Source organism: Psychrobacter sp. H8-1 (genome assembly GCF_904846575.1).
GTDB classification, from domain to species: Bacteria; Pseudomonadota; Gammaproteobacteria; order Pseudomonadales; family Moraxellaceae; genus Psychrobacter; species Psychrobacter fulvigenes.
Map to the genome: position 1 here is coordinate 218,248 of NZ_CAJHBG010000001.1, position 16,395 is coordinate 234,642.

General features: G+C 44.7%; 10 protein-coding genes. 7 read left to right on the forward strand and 3 right to left on the reverse strand.

Annotation, left to right across the window (positions count from 1 at the left end; translation table 11 throughout):
- Positions 1-51 precede the first annotated feature (51 nt).
- On the reverse strand, positions 52-753 hold the full coding sequence (locus JMY01_RS00965) for an IS1 family transposase (RefSeq protein WP_201573678.1): 702 nt from the start codon (positions 751-753) through the stop codon (positions 52-54).
- Positions 754-848: 95 nt separating this feature from the next.
- On the opposite strand from JMY01_RS00965, the gene JMY01_RS00970 reads away from it, so the two are divergent.
- The 5 genes from JMY01_RS00970 (at position 849) to JMY01_RS00990 (ending at position 10,968) form a co-directional block, all read left to right on the forward strand.
- Positions 849-1,943, forward strand: a complete 1,095-nt coding sequence (locus JMY01_RS00970) for a hypothetical protein (protein ID WP_201573680.1) — start codon at positions 849-851, stop codon at positions 1,941-1,943.
- Positions 1,944-2,595: 652 nt separating this feature from the next.
- Complete coding sequence (gene gltB / locus JMY01_RS00975) at positions 2,596-7,059, forward strand: glutamate synthase large subunit (RefSeq protein WP_201573682.1); 4,464 nt, start codon at positions 2,596-2,598, stop codon at positions 7,057-7,059.
- A 163-nt stretch (positions 7,060-7,222) separates the two neighbouring features.
- The gene (locus JMY01_RS00980) at positions 7,223-8,644 is read left to right on the forward strand and encodes a glutamate synthase subunit beta (RefSeq protein WP_201573684.1); all 1,422 of its coding nucleotides are present in this window, start codon (positions 7,223-7,225) and stop codon (positions 8,642-8,644) included.
- Positions 8,645-8,875: 231 nt separating this feature from the next.
- Entirely contained in the window at positions 8,876-10,111 is a 1,236-nt protein-coding gene (locus JMY01_RS00985) for an FUSC family protein (RefSeq protein WP_201573686.1), read from the forward strand.
- A gap of 155 nt (positions 10,112-10,266) precedes the next feature.
- The gene (locus tag JMY01_RS00990) at positions 10,267-10,968 is read left to right on the forward strand and encodes an IS1 family transposase (RefSeq protein ID WP_201573688.1); all 702 of its coding nucleotides are present in this window, start codon (positions 10,267-10,269) and stop codon (positions 10,966-10,968) included.
- 216 nt (positions 10,969-11,184) lie between these two features.
- Here JMY01_RS00990 and JMY01_RS00995 read toward each other — a convergent pair whose 3' ends face one another.
- Both JMY01_RS00995 and JMY01_RS01000 read right to left on the reverse strand, forming a co-directional pair.
- Entirely contained in the window at positions 11,185-12,297 is a 1,113-nt protein-coding gene (locus JMY01_RS00995; RefSeq protein ID WP_227677612.1) for a PotD/PotF family extracellular solute-binding protein, read from the reverse strand.
- A 354-nt stretch (positions 12,298-12,651) separates the two neighbouring features.
- Complete coding sequence (locus JMY01_RS01000; RefSeq protein WP_201573690.1) at positions 12,652-13,788, reverse strand: PotD/PotF family extracellular solute-binding protein; 1,137 nt, start codon at positions 13,786-13,788, stop codon at positions 12,652-12,654.
- Positions 13,789-14,044: 256 nt separating this feature from the next.
- Here JMY01_RS01000 and JMY01_RS01005 point away from each other — a divergent pair, with 256 nt between their 5' ends.
- A complete protein-coding gene (locus JMY01_RS01005; RefSeq protein WP_201573692.1) occupies positions 14,045-14,308 on the forward strand; it encodes a hypothetical protein in 264 nt (87 codons plus the stop codon).
- 310 nt (positions 14,309-14,618) lie between these two features.
- Positions 14,619-16,238 (forward strand): AbgT family transporter, encoded by a 1,620-nt coding sequence (locus JMY01_RS01010; protein WP_307781388.1) that lies wholly within the window; start codon positions 14,619-14,621, stop codon positions 16,236-16,238.
- Positions 16,239-16,395: the final 157 nt, after the last annotated feature.

Consider the following 16,395-nt stretch of genomic DNA (forward strand, 5'->3'; position numbering starts at 1 on the left):
ATTAGCGCGCTTTATTCTATTTTTGGTGGTGTTCTAAAAAGTATGCTGGCATCAGACGTAGCCATAATTGATATAAAAGAACACCAGATCGAATACTTTAAAGTGATTATCAAGCTTTTTTGAGAAGCAACAAGTCTTTCTAACCGGCCGACGCAATCGGTGTCTAAGACGACAGTTATTGCCTTCAATCCCTATCGTATGCTGTTTACCAATTCGTTTGTTATCACTTTTAAAGGCGGTTATAAAACTGTCCCAGTTGTCCATACTGATAGAGCCATAGCTGACTGTAAGCTGCTTTAAACGTGCTCTTAACTTCTTAGCCGTTTTTAGGTCACGTTTGCCCCAGACATAAGCGACAATCTCATTAGTAGCACGGTCATAAGCGTAGATGAGCCACACTTTACGTTTCTTGCGATATACGTAAGTCCAGAACTCATCAACCTCTAAGCGTTCATAGTAGCGCTTCTTAGGTACAATCTTGTAAATGGATGAGCCTATGGTGCTAAGCACTTTTCCAATACTAACCTTGGCTATAACTGCTATGTCTCTAACACCACAACCTCGGACAGTCATCAGTCGTATGATGTCTTCTATTCTAGAGTGACAGCCGTTATAGGTTATCGCATGATCGCCAATAAATTGGCGTTTACAGTCCTTACATTGATAGTTCTGCTTACCATAGCTTTTTATACCATTTTTCTTTAGACTAAGACTGTGACAGTCGAGGCAATTGATCTGTATTTGTGTCTTCATAACCTCAAATATATCATCTTGCTTCGGCTGTCACCCTCCTTTATTCCCTCAGCATACTTTTTAGAACACCACCCTATTTTTTAAAGGAAACATCTATGGCCGCACCGAGCTCATCGACTCGTTCTGCAAATAAGTCCTATCGTCGCCAAGCTCTCATTTGGTTGATGATGACGTTGCTGCTTGGCGTAATCACCGCGCTGATTTGGATGTTCAGTCAGACGCCAGCCATCGGTGCCAAGATTGAAAATGCACCCATATCTGCACCAGAAGAGTTAAGTACTGAGCTTAAACAGCCTTTATCTATAGAAGCTCTGCATGAGCTTGATACCGACGTGCAGCCCATCAACTTTGAAGACACCATTCGTGATTTACGCAATTATCCTGACGAGTTTAAGGATAAGAGCTTTCTGGTCGCTAACAAAGGTAAGTGGACGGTGCAGGTGATGAACGTCGCTGAACATGAAGTGATTGTTAGCTACTTAGAGGGGCGTGATGATCGCAAGAAGTTCTCGTATTTCCGTTATCGTGATGATAACAATCAGATACGCTATATGCTGACTTATGGGCTCATGAGTAGCCCGCAAGAGGCAGCAGGAGCCGCCAAATTAGTAGATTTTGGCTTACCTGCAAACGTGCGTGTATTGCCAGAAGAAATCAACCGCTATGTCGGTATTATCGATAACTATGAGCGTCCTAAGCCGATTAAGGATCTCAGTACCAGACGTTCGCGTTCGGTTAGGTTGCAGCCTACCAAGAATGAAGTTCCTGTGCGTCAAGAAGCTGAGCCAGTTGAGAATACGACAGCCAATAACCAGACAAACAAGAGTGTTGAGAGCATTCGCGAATCAGAAGATACTTCCGACACTTTAGTCGTCAATGAAGAACGGACAGTGGTTACGGAAGGTGAAACAGTAGAGCCCGCTGCGCCTAAAAAAGAAGACGCATCTGGTAAAACTGAGCAAGAGACAAAAAATCTACCAGTCGTACCTACACCACCTGCACCCAAACCATCAAAGAGTACGGGTAATAACGCTGATAAAAACAGCAACAGCTCAAGCGATAACAGTAGTAATAATAAAACCAGTGCCGCTCCGACTACGAAAAGCTCAAATAGTGATGCTGCTAAAAACAACAGCGCTAAAAGCAACAACGACAGTATTAAAGAGTTGATTGAACAAAAAACTGATTAACTTTTTATGAGCCTGTATAGATTTATAGCGAACCCGCAAGACAGTATCTTGCGGGTTTTTTTATGATGTAAAATCGCCCTTATTTGGGGTTTCTAAGAGTGACCGAATAAAGTAAAAGGACATACACTTGCTAAGCAGGTCAGAAAAAAGACTAGATTTTTTGTCAAGTATTCACTAAGATAACTGTGGGCGACGTTCTGTATAATTATCGTAAATGGCCGTATTTGTAATATCTATTTAAAAGGTCTTACAAGTTATACAAGGCGTCTATATTATGATGCCGTTGCTCAAGCGCTCCTACTTGCTTTTTAAATTGAACGTATGACAAGTGGTACAACTCCTCTTATTACTCTCTTTCTTAAGGTCGTTAAAGCGCTTGAACATAGAGCGTCCTATATTCAAATTCAACCAAAACTAGGCCATTAGCCATTCAATCATCGCTGAACGCTAAGCGACCTAGTGACCCTTCGCTATAAAATAAATGAGAAAGTGACCATTATTTAATTACTTTCTAAGCGCTAGCGCTTATGGTTAAACGCGCCATTTATTTATTCGGTTGTGTGAATATTTAGTTAGCCCGCTTTGCCTACGGGTATCAGCTTATGTGCCGCATTGGATATATAAGTTACCCGTTCACTTAAAAGGACTAGCCATGTCAATGATTTCCTCCCATACGCATTTGGCCACGCCAGATGACTTCTCTGATAACTGTGGTTTTGGTTTGATCGCTCACATTGAGGGTGAAGCCAGCCATGACTTGGTAAAAACCGCCATCCACAGCCTAAGCTGTATGACGCATCGCGGCGGCGTTGCTGCTGACGGCAAAACTGGTGATGGCTGCGGTCTATTACTTGCCAAGCCTACTGAGTTTTTTAGAAATATTGCTACTGAACAGCAATTAACCATTACGGATAACTTTGCAGTAGGCATGGTGTTCGTCAATTTAGATGATGCTAAAGCCAAGCATAGCCAGCAAGTACTAAGCGATGAGATTACTGCGCAAGGCTTAGAAGTTGCTGGTTGGCGCGATGTACCGCTTGATTTAAGTATCGTTGGTGAGATTGGCCGTGAGACGCTGCCTGATTTCAAGCAAGTTTTTGTCAATGCTCCCGATGATCTAGCTGCAGACGATTTCAACCGTAAGTTGTTTGTCGCTCGTAAAAAAGCTGAGCAGCGCTTGGCGGCTGATGAGCTGTTTTATGTGTGCTCCTTGAATTGCCAGACTATCATTTATAAAGGTCTGGTAATGCCATCAGATCTGCCAGCGTTCTTTTTAGATTTACAAGATGAGCGTTTGGCCTCACATATTGTCGTTTTCCATCAGCGTTTTTCAACCAATACCCTGCCTCGTTGGCCGCTCGCGCAGCCATTTCGCTATCTGGCACACAATGGTGAGCTGAATACCATCACAGGTAACCGTAACTGGTCTGAAGCACGTACGCCAAAATTAAAATCAGACAAATTGCCCAATTTAAACGAATTAACCCCACTCGTGAATAGTACTGGCTCTGACTCATCAAGCTTAGACAATATGCTTGAAGTGCTGATGTCAGGTGGTATGAATCTGTTCCATGCGATGTCGATTTTGGTACCGCCCGCTTGGCAAAATGTCGATAGCATGGATATGGATTTGCGCGCGTTTTATGAGTTTTATTCGCAGCATATGGAAGCGTGGGATGGGCCGGCAGGTTTGGTGATTCAAGATGGACGCTATGCGGTCTGTATGCTCGATCGTAATGGCCTACGCCCGTCACGTTGGGTGACGACTAAGAATGGCTATATCACTGTTGCCTCTGAGGTTGGCGTTTGGGATTATGCGCCAAAGGATGTACTGGAAAAAGGTCGCGTTGGCCCGGGTCAGATGCTGGTCATTGATACACTAACGGGTCAAATTTTAGATACCAAAGCCATTGCTACCTTACTTAAGAAGGCTCATCCCTATCGTAAATGGCTACGCGAAGAAGCGAAACGTATCCGCGATGATGAGCGTCTAGAAGAAGAGCTAGCAGCGCAGGCATGCCGCGGTGAGCCGCTCAAAGCACTGCAAAAAATGTATCACATCACCAATGAAGAGCGTACCGAAATCATTCGCCCCAATGCCGAAAATGGTCAAGAGCCAGTTGGTTCGATGGGTGATGATACGCCAATGGCGGTGCTATCACAGCAAATTCGCCATGTCGGTGACTTCTTCCGTCAGCAGTTCGCACAGGTGACCAACCCACCGATTGACCCGCTGCGTGAATCTATCGTGATGTCGCTACAGACTTGTCTTGGTGCTCAAACCAATGTCTTTGCGCCATCTGCGCGAGATGCGCACCGTATTATCTTGTCGTCGCCAGTGCTATCAGCCAGCAAAATGCAGCAGCTTGAAGCCTTGGATGATCCAGCGTTTCAAATGGCGCGTATTGACTTAAATTATGATCGCAACCTAGAGCTATCTGATGCAATCACTGCTATCTGTGAGCAAGTGGCGAGCAGCATTCGTGCGGGTCATACACTGATTGTATTGTCTGATAAAAATATCGCTGCAGATAAAGTGCCTGCCAACGCCATTATGGTGACGGGTGCGGTGCATCATTATCTCATTGCCCAAGGTATTCGTACTGATGCCAACTTAATCATTGAAACAGGTTTGGCGCGAGACTCGCATCAAGTGGCGGTACTGATTGGCTTTGGTGCGACCTGTATCTATCCATACTTAGCTTATGATGTGATCGAGGACTTGGTTTCCACTGGTGAGCTACTTGGCGATCCGATTCAAGCACGGGTTAATTTCCGTAAAGGTTTGGATAAAGGCCTACTAAAAATCTTATCAAAAATGGGTATCTCTACCATTGTCTCTTATCGCGGCGCACAGTTATTTGAAGCCGTTGGGCTCTCTGAAGAAGTCGTGAGCTTATGCTTTAAAGGCGTACAAAGTCGCATTAAGGGCGCTACTTTTGCAGACTTGGCTGCTGACCAAGCACAGCTAGCGGCTAATGCCTTTAAACGCCGCGTGCCACTGGATCAAGGGGGTTTGCTGAAGTTTGTGTTTAATAAAGAATATCATGCCTTTAACCCCGATGTGATTAACAGCCTGCATACCGCCGTACGCACGGGTGATTATGATAATTATCGTCAGTATGCCGACTTGGTTAATAGCCGTCCGGTGGCGACGCTGCGAGATTTACTGCAGCTCAAAACTGACAATGCTATTGCGGTCGATGAGGTTGAGGATGTCTCGCAGATTGTATCGCGCTTTGACTCGGCAGGTATGTCGCTTGGGGCACTATCACCTGAAGCTCATGAAGCGATCGCCATGGCGATGAATACCATCGGCGGGCGTTCAAACTCAGGGGAGGGCGGTGAAGATCCGGTACGCTATAGCACGCTACGCAACTCAAAAATCAAACAAATTGCCTCTGGTCGTTTTGGTGTGACGCCTGCGTATCTACGCTCTGCTGAAGTGATGCAAATTAAAGTAGCGCAGGGTGCAAAACCAGGTGAGGGTGGTCAGCTGCCTGGTGGTAAGGTTAATGCTTTGATTGCACGCTTGCGTTATTCAGTACCTGGGGTGACGCTCATATCACCGCCGCCGCATCATGATATTTATTCTATTGAAGACTTGGCGCAGCTGATTTTTGATTTGAAACAAGTCAATCCAGATGCCTTGGTATCAGTTAAATTAGTCTCTCGTCCAGGCGTTGGTACTATCGCAACCGGTGTGGCAAAAGCATACGCTGATTTGATTACCATCTCAGGTTATGATGGCGGTACCGCAGCTTCACCGCTGTCATCTATCCATCATGCTGGCTCGCCTTGGGAGCTAGGTCTGGCTGAGACCCATCAGTCGTTAAGAGTCAATGGTCTACGTGATAAAGTGCGTGTGCAAACTGATGGCGGTCTCAAGACAGGCCTTGATGTGGTAAAAGCCGCCATCCTCGGCGCAGAAAGCTTTGGTTTCGGCACCACGCCGATGATTGCCGTTGGTTGTAAGTACTTACGCATTTGCCACCTTAATAACTGCCCGACGGGTGTCGCCACTCAAAAAGCAGAACTACGTGACAAGCATTTCATCGGTGAAGCTGAGATGCTCATTAACTTCTTTAAGTTTGTAGCGACCGAAACGCGTGAATGGCTAGCAGCACTTGGCGTACGTAGTATGGAGGAGCTGGTCGGACGTACTGATCTGCTAGAAGTGCTAGAAGGTAATACCGATAAGCAGCGTCATCTTGATTTAACGCCGTTATTGTTTAGCCATCCAGCCAGTAGCGGTAAAGCGCAGACTTGTCAGGTTGAGCGTAATGAGCCATTTGATAAAGGCTTGCTTGCGGAGCAGATGATCAATGATATGCTGCTCAATATTCGTCAGGGTAATGGCGGCGACTATAGCTATTATGTCGGTAACTGTGATCGCTCTATCGGCGCCCGTATCTCAGGTGAGATTGCGCAGGTCTGGGGCAACCTTGGTATGAGTGATATGCCGATTAAGCTGCATCTGACTGGTACTGCTGGGCAGAGTTTAGGCGTCTGGAATGCCGGCGGCCTAAATATTGAGCTTGAAGGCGATGCCAATGACTATGTCGGTAAAGGCATGGCGGGTGGCGAGATTGTTATTTATCCACCCAAAGACTCAAGCTTTAGCGCGCAAGAGACCGCCATCATTGGTAACACCTGTCTCTACGGCGCAACTGGCGGTAAGCTATACGCGGCAGGCACGGCAGGCGAGCGTTTTGGCGTGCGTAACTCTGGCGCGCATGCGGTCATCGAAGGCACAGGCGATCACTGCTGTGAGTATATGACAGGCGGTATTATTACTGTCCTTGGGCGTACTGGTCTTAACTTCGGTGCGGGGATGACGGGCGGCTTTGCTTATGTGCTTGACATGGAAGGCGACTTCTTTGATCGCTGCAACCATGAGCTGATTGATTTGAACCGTATCTCAAGTGAGCAAACTGAGGAACATCGGATTCATTTGCAACAAGTGATCGAAACTCATGTAGATAAAACAGGCAGTGCTTGGGGTCAGACCATACTGGCTGACTTTGAGCATTATGCTCGCAAGTTTTATTTGGTCAAGCCAAAAGCGGCGAATATTGCGAGCCTTCTAAAAACCACCATGGCTGATCCACAGTAGCCAATAATAGGTTTTTACAGACGTTTTAATACATAGGTTTTCAGCAGGTAAGTGACAGTAATGATAGATCCATTAATGATAGGTTCATCAATAATAGACACATTTTGCGCACGATTGATGAAGCATCGTCAACTGTCACTGCCCACTATAGAGAGATAGCATCATGGCAAAACGCTTAGATAATAGTTTTCAGTTTTTAGATGTACCACGGCTTGAGCCGACCAAAAAAGACATCGCCACGCGCTCAACGGAGTTTGTGGAGATCTATAAACCATTTGAGAGTGAGGCGGTCGCGCAGCAGTCGCATCGCTGTTTGGAGTGCGGTAACCCCTACTGTGAGTGGAAGTGTCCCGTACATAACTACATTCCCAATTGGCTCAAAATGGCCGCCGAAGGGCAAATCTTTCAAGCGGCAGAATTGTGTCACCGTACCAATACTTTGCCTGAGGTTTGCGGGCGCGTCTGCCCCCAAGATCGCTTGTGCGAAGGTGCCTGTACCTTGAATGACGGCTTTGGTGCAGTGACGATTGGTAATGTTGAGAAGTACATTAACGATACCGCCTTTGCACTTGGCTGGCGACCTGATATGTCCGATGTGGTTTGGACGGACAAAAAAGTCGCTATCATTGGTGCAGGGCCGGCAGGTCTTGGCTGCGCTGACATCTTAGTGAGAAATGGCGTCAAGCCTGTCGTCTTTGATAAACGACCTGAAATTGGTGGCTTGCTAACCTTTGGCATTCCAGAGTTCAAAATGGAAAAAGATGTCATGCGCAATCGCCGTGTCATCTTTGAAGACATGGGCATTGAGTTTCGCCTCGAGACAGAAATCGGTACCGACGTTAGTATTGATGAGCTGGTAAGTGAGTACGATGCCGTATTTATGGGTATGGGTACTTATACTTATATGCGTGGCGGCTTTGCAGGCGAGGAGTTAGAAGGCGTTTATGATGCGCTGGATTACCTGATTGCCAACGTCAACCGCTGCAACGACTGGGAAAAAAATGTTCGAGAATATATCGATCTCAAAGGAAAAAGGGTGGTGGTGTTAGGCGGCGGCGATACTGCGATGGACTGTAACCGCACCAGTATTCGCCAAGGCGCCGAAAAAGTGGTTTGTGCTTATCGCCGCGATGAAGAAAATATGCCTGGCTCGCGTCGTGAAGTCGTCAATGCGCGCGAAGAGGGCGTTGAGTTCTTATTTAATCGTCAGCCGACAGAAATCATAGGTCTAAACGGTAAGGTCAATGCGGTAAAGGTCGTTACGACGCATTTGGGCGCACCAGATAACCGTGGTCGCCGTCGTCCTGAGCCTATTCCCAACTCTGAAGAGATTATCCCTTGCGATGCGGTCATCATGGCCTTTGGTTTCCGCCCTAGTCCTGCTGACTGGTTTGAGGCGCAACAGGTGACTATGGACAGCTCTGGTCGGGTATTAGCAGAGGAAGAACAGACTTTTAAGTTCCAAACCAATAACCCCAAAATATTTGCCGGCGGCGATATGGTTCGCGGTTCTGATTTGGTCGTGACGGCTATTTGGGAAGGTCGCGAAGCGGCAGAGGGTATCTTAGATTATTTAGAAGTATAATAGTCAGCTTTATCGATAGCCATGTGCTAGCTTATAAGTGCTTTTTTCTTAATATGTGCTAGCATGCCTTGCTGAGTAACTTCTCTTATCTTTTGAGCGTCTTTTATCTTTATGAATAGATAAAAGGCGTTATTTTTTTGATAAAACCCAGTGAAGTGTTTAAGCTAATGAACATTAAGCTGATCATTATTTGACTGCATTTTTATCTAACCATTAAAAGAGATACCCTGTGTGAAACCGAAACTTTGGCAACGATTTACCGCACCGCTTATTGAGCCTTATGCGCGCTATCAGCATGCAGATATACTACATGCGATACGTCTGGGCATTGCTGTTTTAGCAGCGTTACTGATAAACAGTCTTTTTCATATACCCTATGGTGAGTGGGCAACCATTACCGTGTTCGTTATTTTAGGGCTGCTGCAATATCAAGGCGCGATTTATACCAAAGCTAAGGAGCGCATATTAGGGACGCTGCTTGGGGTGATAGTGGGCTTAGGATTCTTATGGCTGAGTCAAGACATAGGAAATTGGCTGTGGTTGTACTATTTATTGATTGGTATTATTAGCGGTATTATCGGTTATATCGCCATTAGGCAGCTTGGTTATATCGGGCTGCTGACAGGCATTACCATGCTGATGATTGTGTCTAGCCCTGATCAAAGTAATGTCGTCACAGATGGTTTATATCGGGCATTTAATATTCTGATAGGAGCAGGGGTGGCGGTGGCTGTCACTTTAGTACTGCCGTTGAAATCCACTCTGATGTGGCGTTTCTTGTTAGCCAGTAACCTTGAGGCATGTAGTAAACTATATGCAGGGGTGAGTGAGCATATTGAGGCTGATACTCCCGAGTATGAGCCCTCCAAAAATGACAAAGGCACCAGTTTTCCAGATATTACTTATCCTGCCAGTAGTAACATGCCTGACGTGCCGGTTAATAAAGACTTAATTCGAGAATTAAAGGAAATCAACAAGCGCCTGCTGGCAGTGCGCCCGCATATGGCGGCGACAACGAGTGAGTCTGGTATCGATAAAGAGACGATTGAGAGTATTCAACGTACCCATCGAAACATTATTGGTACGATTGACTTACTGTTAAGTGCGGCACCGCGCTTAGCCAGTATTGAAATCGATGACAACAATCATGTGCTGCTGACTCACTATCAAAAAGAGCTCACCGAAGCCATGCAACATATGGCTGCAGTACTGCGTAGCCCAAGCGATCAGTCGTTTTGCCCCATCACTCATATTGTCGTGACGGACTATCCTTGTATAAAAAACTTGGCTTTTGAGTGGCAAGGGTATTTTTGGTTGACTCAGACGTTACAAGCGCAATTGCAGCGCTTGAGTGATTTATTACAGTCTACTAATGAACAATGGTTTTCTGCTTCTGGTCTGCGTTATCAGCGCCGTGAGCGTCGTAGGATCAAAGAGCACGGTGGAGATACAGATTTGGGTTTGTAGCCAAGTGTACTTTTCTGAGCCATCTCTTCTAACCCATAAAAAAACGCTGACCATGAGATCAGCGTTTTTTATTACATAAGTTGGTGGTGTGTCAGAAAGTATGCTGAGGGAATAAAGGAGGGTGACAGCCGAAGCAAGATGATATATTTGAGGTTATGAAGACACAAATACAGATCAATTGCCCCGACTGTCACAGTCTTAGTCTAAAGAAAAATGGTATAAAAAGCTATGGTAAGCAGAACTATCAATGTAAGGACTGTAAACGCCAATTTATTGGCGATCATGCGATAACCTATAACGGCTGTCACTCTAGAATAGAAGACATCATACGACTGATGACTGTCCGAGGTTGTGGTGTTAGAGACATAGCAGTTATAGCCAAGGTTAGTATTGGAAAAGTGCTTAGCACCATAGGCTCATCCATTTACAAGATTGTACCTAAGAAGCGCTACTATGAACGCTTAGAGGTTGATGAGTTCTGGACTTACGTATATCGCAAGAAACGTAAAGTGTGGCTCATCTACGCTTATGACCGTGCTACTAATGAGATTGTCGCTTATGTCTGGGGCAAACGTGACCTAAAAACGGCTAAGAAGTTAAGAGCACGTTTAAAGCAGCTTACAGTCAGCTATGGCTCTATCAGTATGGACAACTGGGACAGTTTTATAACCGCCTTTAAAAGTGATAACAAACGAATTGGTAAACAGCATACGATAGGGATTGAAGGCAATAACTGTCGTCTTAGACACCGATTGCGTCGGGCGGTTAGAAAGACTTGTTGCTTCTCAAAAAAGCTTGATAATCACTTTAAAGTATTCGATCTGGTGTTCTTTTATATCAATTATGGCTACGTCTGATGCCAGCATACTTTTTAGAACACCACCCATAAGTTTTTATTACAAGGTTTGGTGGTGTGTCAAAAAGTATGCTGATTAAAACTTGAACAATTTTTGAAGCCTTTAAAGCCCTATAGAATCAGAGAACTTAGCATAGATTTCTTATTGACTTCTATCGCTAGCATACTTTTTAGAACACCACCCAAGGTTTTAATAACAGAACTGAAAGCCGTATGCTTAAAAATTGGCTGTAAGCTTTTCCCAATATTGCTCGTAAAGCTTCAGCGCTTCATCACCAACGTCTGCAAGGAACTCGCCTTGCGCAATCACTTCTTTAGAAGGATAGATAGTAGGATGGTTTTTTACCTCGTTTGACATCAACGCACGTGCTCCAGTATTTGGCGCAGCATAACCCACCTCTTCACTGATAATCTTAGCGTTTTCAGGTAGCAGCAAGTAATCAATAAACTGATGCGCTGCGTCCACATTTTTAGCATTTTTTGGAATGACAAGGTTGTCCATCCATAAAACTGCACCCTCAGTTGGATACTTATAAATTAAGGTACTCATGCCTTCATCATTGGCCATGACTGCTTCACCATTCCAAGCCATACCGATATTGACATCACCTTCAAAGTAAGACACCAGTTCGTCATCAGAATTCACCCCTTTCACATTGGGCATCAAAGTGGTGAGCTTGTTGTAGGCGGCTTCGATTTCATCAGGGTTGCGGCTATTAACTGAGTAGCCAAGTGATAAGAGAGTCATACCAAAGACATCACGCATATCGTCCATCAGCATGATTTGACCTTTGTATTCAGGGTTCCACAGATCATTCCAGCTATTGGCTGCACTATAATCGATGAAAGCACCATCGATCACCAGACCTGTGCTGCTCCAGACGTAAGGAATCGAGTATTTATTACCAGGATCAACTGTGGTATCAGTAAATGAGATATCGAGGTTTTTGAAGTTACTGATTTTTGACTGATCCAACTCTTGTAAAAGACCTTCTTTTGACATTTTATCGACATAATAGCTTGAAGGGATAGCAAGGTCGTATTGGTTGGCATCGTCAGATGCTTTTAGGGTGTCATACATCTCTTCATTAGAGTCAAAGGTCACATAATTGACGGTAATGCCCGTCTCTCTTTCAAAGTCATCAAGAACCTCTTGTGGCATGTACTCATCCCAGTTGTACAGGTTAAGCGTTTTGTCGTTGCTTGTATTATTGCTACAACTGGCAAGAGCAAACCCGATAGCGGCACATAAGAGTGCCTTTGGTACGATGCGCATGGCTGTACTGGTGGTGGTTTTTGAAGCGAGGGGTGACGATGATATGCGAGACAAGAGATCTCTCCTAAATAAGATAAAAAGTAAAAACTGGTGAGTAGTACACGCATAGTACTGATGACAATTTGGCAATCACTGTCTGTTCAACCAATCTTATGCAATGACCCCATAAGCAATAACTATGCCATTACTAAAAACCTCACAGTTTTTGGGAGAGTATATTGAGTGAGCTGAAATAATCTCTGAATAGCTTTTGATGTATGAGGACACGCCTTAGTCGCTTATATGGGCTGCATTAGCTGGCTCTAGCAGTAATGATTAAAGGAATGCACAATAAAAAACGCTGATGAATATCCATCAGCGTTTTTAGATGTATCTTAGTATTTAGGGTCAATACATAGTTGTTATATATTAACGCCCTGTTTTTAGCTTATCCCAATACTGCTGATAGACTTGTAAGGCATCATCACCGACATCTTCTTGAAACTCAGCCTTGGCCAATACGTCCTGAGGAGGATAAATCGTAGGGTTGTTTTTTACCTTGTCTGGCATCATCTCGCGTGCCGCCACGTTTGGTGAGGCATAACCAATCTCTTCACTGACGATTTTGGAGTTTTCAGGACGCAGTAGATAGTCGATAAACTTATGTGCTGCGTCTACCTGCTTGGCGTTCTTTGGAATGACAAAGTTGTCCATCCACAAGATGGCGCCTTCAGAAGGATACTTATAGACTAAGCTGGTCAGACCTTCATCATTGGCGATGATAGCTTCACCATTCCAAGTCATACCAACCGAAGTTTCACCTTCCATATAGGGCATACGTGAAGCATCTGAGTTAAAGGTTTTGACATTGGGCATCAAAGTGGTGAGCTTGTTGTAAGCGGCTTCGATCTCGTCAGGGTTGGTACTATTACCTGAATAGCCAAGGGTGAGTAGTGCCATGGCAAACACTTCGCGCATGTCATTCATCAGCATGACTTGACCTTTAAACTCTGGACGCCATAGATCATTCCAGCTATTCACGGTCGCAGGGTCGACAGTATCTCCATTGATCGCCAGACCCGTGCTGCCCCACATATAGGGGATTGAGTATTTATTTTCAGGATCGACTTTGGTATTGGTAAATGAGGTATCCAAATTCTCAAAGTTACTAAGCTTGGATTTATCCAGCTCTTGTAATAGGCCTTCATTAGCCATCTTTTCGACATAGTAAGTTGAGGGAACCGCTAAGTCATATTGACTAGAGTCATCAAGCAGCTTGAGCTTGGCATACATCGCTTCGTTAGAGTCAAAGGTGGTGTAATTGACCTGAATGCCTGTCTCTTCTGTAAAGCCGTCAAGAATCTCTTGGGGCATATATTCAGACCAGTTATACAGGTTGAGCGTTTCATTGCTGCTAGCCGTGCTGTCATTAGCGGCATTATCTGAGTTGCTACAGCTGGCAAGCGCCAAGCCGACAGCCATGGCTAATAATGCTTTTGGTAGCAGACTGCCGACACGAGTAATGGTCGTTTGCGAGACTGAGTGAGATGATGATAAATGGGGCAAAATACCTCTCCTAACTAAGTAAGATGAAAAAAACTGGCGTATGAGTCACGCCCTATATGAGTAATTATACAGTTTTGCTAATGATAGTTGGGGGTTTAATGGGTAAAACCTTGTATGACACGCCTACTTGTGAATGTTCAACAGACCCTAATATAAAAACGCGATAGTATTGACCTCGCTAATTCTATTTTTGCTGATCATGCTAAGGTATGTCCCAAAAATCACAATCGATAAGTAATTTTATAAGAGAGACGAGATGAATAACCGTAAACGTGCTGGCTTTATTACCGCTTTGCTTGGAATAGTGGGCTTTATGGCACTGTTCAATTCTGGCTCACCGACGCCTATCTTGAACTGGCCAGTTGAGACTTATATGGGACTGGCATTTACCATTGGTTGGCTTAGCAATATGCCAAACTGGTTGGCTTATGTGCTGGCGGCTGTGGTACTTATGCTCATGATCGTAGGGTTTTATAAAATCGGTGGGTGGACTTACGGCCTGATAACAAATAAGCGCTAGATCCCAAAATACTCAGGTGCCGCTCTATGTTTTATGACAGATAATGTCTATTTATTACTGATTTAATTCTCAGATGCTGTTGATTGGCGATGGTTTGGAGTTATTCCAACCCATCGCTTTTTTTCTTACTTTAGTCTGAGGCTCTTTAATCTTTAGTTTATACATTAATGACTATTGCAAAAAATTTGTTTGATAAGCCAAAAAAGTTTGTTTCTGTTTCTGAACTATGTTTCAATCGCAATCTTTTATCAACGTTTTCATATGTTTGAAACATACTCACTTTACTTAAATCTTGAATGGAGCAATGGCTATGCAGGGAAGTAATTCGCCAAATGGCAGTCCGCCACCGGATAGTTTTGATACAGCAGCGCAAAGCTCTCGTATGCAGCGGTTTTTAAAAGGGGTGGAGTGGCTTGGTAATTTACTGCCACATCCTGTCATTTTGTTTGTATGGATGTCTGTGCTGCTGTTGGTACTCTCAGCAGTGATGTCTTACTTTGGTGTGTCGGTGATTGATCCGAGACCAGAGGGCACCAGTGGTCGTAGTGCCGATGGTATGATTGAAGTCGTCAACCTATTGAACGGCGAGGGCTTAGCACGGATTGTTGAAAACTTAGTCACCAACTTTACGGGCTTTGTGCCGCTTGGTACGGTACTGGTGGCCTTGCTCGGTGTCGGTATCGCTGAGCATTCTGGCATGATATCAGCTGCCCTGCGTGGTTTGGTCATGAATGCGCCCAAAAAAATGGTTACCTTTACCATTGTATTCGCTGGCATCATGTCAAACACAGCGGCCGAGCTTGGCTACGTGGTATTGATACCACTGGCAGCGGTTATCTTCCACTCGCTTGGTAGGCATCCGCTAGCAGGTTTGGCAGCGGCATTTGCTGGGGTATCAGGGGGATATAGTGCTAACTTATTGCTCGGTACGGTAGATCCTTTATTATCAGGAATTACCCAAGAAGCGGCGCGTATTATCGATCCAGCTTACACCGTTGGCGCAGAGGCCAACTGGTACTTTATGATCGCCAGTACCTTTTTGATCAGTGGTCTGGGTTATTTTGTCACCGAAAAAATCGTTGAGCCAAGCTTGGGCAAATATAATCCTAACGATGCAGACGATGCTTCTGTATTAGAGACGCAAATCGAAAAAGTATCGTCAGTTGAGAAAAAGGGCCTACTGTGGGCAGGGTTAAGCATGCTCATATTTTGCTTATTGCTGGCGTGGACAGTGGTACCTGCAGATGGCATCTTGCGTAATGCAGAGACTGGTCTGGTATCGGGCTCGCCATTCTTAAAAGGTATTGTGGTCTTTATTTTTGTGTTCTTTGCGGTACCAGGTTATATCTACGGTAAAATTACGGGTAGCATCAAGAGTAACCAAGATGTGGTCGATGCCATGAGTAACGCCATGAGCTCATTAAGTATTTATATTGTGCTGGTATTCTTTGCGGCACAGTTTACCGCGTTCTTTAAATGGTCGAATCTTGGCTCGGTAATGGCAGTATCTGGTGCGACTTTCTTAAGTGATATTGGTCTCACTGGACCTTTACTACTGGTTGGTTTTATCATCATTTGTGGTCTGGTCAACTTGATGCTTGGTTCGGCGTCTGCACAGTGGGCAGTAACCGCTCCGATCTTTGTACCGATGCTCATGCTTACGGGTTATGCGCCAGAGATGATTCAAGCGGCATACCGTATTGGTGATTCGACCACCAATATTATTACTCCTATGATGAGCTATTTCGGTCTTATTTTGGCAGTAGCAATGCGCTATAAAAAAGACACAGGGGTCGGCACACTGATGGCGATGATGTTGCCATACTCTATGGCCTTCTTGATTGGTTGGACCATCTTGTTCTCTATTTGGGTGTTCGTACTGGGTCTGCCTGTAGGACCTGGTGCAGAAACCTTCTATCCTGCTCGGTAATTGCTATATAAATAATCGCTAATAAGATTCAGGCGTTATTTAAAAACTAAAACCCCTTGTCAGTTCATAGCTGACAAGGGGTTTTTTAAATGGGATGATCAATAATAGCCAAGGGATAGGTTGTGATTCAATCAAATAGCCTTATATATAAGCTACA

What these genes read in the sequence shown, in the direction of transcription:
- JMY01_RS00965 (WP_201573678.1), bottom strand. Translation starts at nt 753, where the DNA reads ATGAAGACACAAATACAGATCAATTGCCTCGACTGTCACAGTCTTAGT.
- JMY01_RS00970 (WP_201573680.1), top strand. Translation starts at nt 849, where the DNA reads ATGGCCGCACCGAGCTCATCGACTCGTTCTGCAAATAAGTCCTATCGT.
- gltB (WP_201573682.1), top strand. Translation starts at nt 2,596, where the DNA reads ATGTCAATGATTTCCTCCCATACGCATTTGGCCACGCCAGATGACTTC.
- JMY01_RS00980 (WP_201573684.1), top strand. Translation starts at nt 7,223, where the DNA reads ATGGCAAAACGCTTAGATAATAGTTTTCAGTTTTTAGATGTACCACGG.
- JMY01_RS00990 (WP_201573688.1), top strand. Translation starts at nt 10,267, where the DNA reads ATGAAGACACAAATACAGATCAATTGCCCCGACTGTCACAGTCTTAGT.
- JMY01_RS01005 (WP_201573692.1), top strand. Translation starts at nt 14,045, where the DNA reads ATGAATAACCGTAAACGTGCTGGCTTTATTACCGCTTTGCTTGGAATA.
- JMY01_RS01010 (WP_307781388.1), top strand. Translation starts at nt 14,619, where the DNA reads ATGCAGGGAAGTAATTCGCCAAATGGCAGTCCGCCACCGGATAGTTTT.